Source organism: Synechococcus sp. H55.9 (genome assembly GCF_047462355.1).
In the GTDB taxonomy this organism is placed as follows: Bacteria; Cyanobacteriota; Cyanobacteriia; order Thermostichales; family Thermostichaceae; genus Thermostichus.
Genome location: NZ_JANSJB010000211.1, coordinates 1 through 1,024, shown reverse-complemented (window position 1 = coordinate 1,024; position 1,024 = coordinate 1). Strand labels below are relative to the sequence as shown.

The window sequence follows — 1,024 nt, the reverse complement described above, 5'->3', positions numbered from 1 at the left end:
TACTCGCCTCGTTCCGAGGTGCGTCACTTTGTCAGCACGGCTAACTCTCACCTGATAGACACCCGCCTGGCTGTGTACGAGCCTGTGCAAGAGCTGCATCGGGTGCAAGAGCGGCTCAAGGTGTTTGTTGGTCGAAGTTGTCCTGAAGTTATTGCCGCTGATTTGCTGGATTTGCCACGCCTGGAGCTGTATGGGGAAGGGAGCTTTGTGGATCCCTGTGCTCTCTTGCAGCAGAGGGGCGTGGCCGAGCGGGTGCATGAGCTAACAGGAGAGCCAGCAAGCTGGCCGGTGTTTGATGTGGCTGTGTGCACGGTTGAGGATCTCCAGAAACTGAAGCAGCCCCTCAAAGCCAGCTTTGCCTTTGTCTTAGGAGAAGATCATCAGCTTCTTTTTACCGAGGCAAGTCGAGTGATGGAAACGCGGCGGCAGAATTTTACCATAAATCAGTTTAAGTATGTGATACGCCTCCACGAGGAGACACTTTTTTATGGGGCGACTTATCTTAACTTTCCTTCATTTATTTCCGAAGTGAAGACTGTCGTTGACGTTGGATCTGGCGTAGGACTTGCCAGTGTCTGTTTTCGCGGATTTTGCCCGGATGCAGTTATTCATTGTTTTGAGGTGGATCCCTTAGCCTTACACCTGCTGCAGCAGAATGCTCTTAGTTTGGGCAACTGCCATGTGCATCCAGTGGGCCTAGCAGGGCAGAATAGCCTCAGGACTCGTCGTCTCTGGCCAGAAGACTCTCAAACAGAGTGGGGAGTGGAGCAGGTGTTGGTCTTTCGGGAAGCCAAGGCAACCCTGCAGGAGCTAGGTCTGGAGCACATCGATGTGCTCAGGGTGGCTGCAGGTGGGCAGGGGGTGGAGGTGTTGGCCAGTTTGGAGCCATGGCTCAAAGACGTCAAGGTCATCTATGTGGAGTTTGGCTCGGAGCAAGCCCGCAAGCAGATTGACCAGATGCTGGATCCTTCTCACATGATCTGGCAGGGGGAGATCATAGCTGGTCAAAGAGGATCCCTCTGCT

Annotated in this window: 1 pseudogene; it reads left to right on the top strand. The window is 53.6% G+C overall.

Features of this window, described 5'->3' with window-relative positions:
- Window positions 1-1,024, top strand: a pseudogene (locus NW857_RS13185) (glycosyl transferase family 1); the annotation flags it as partial.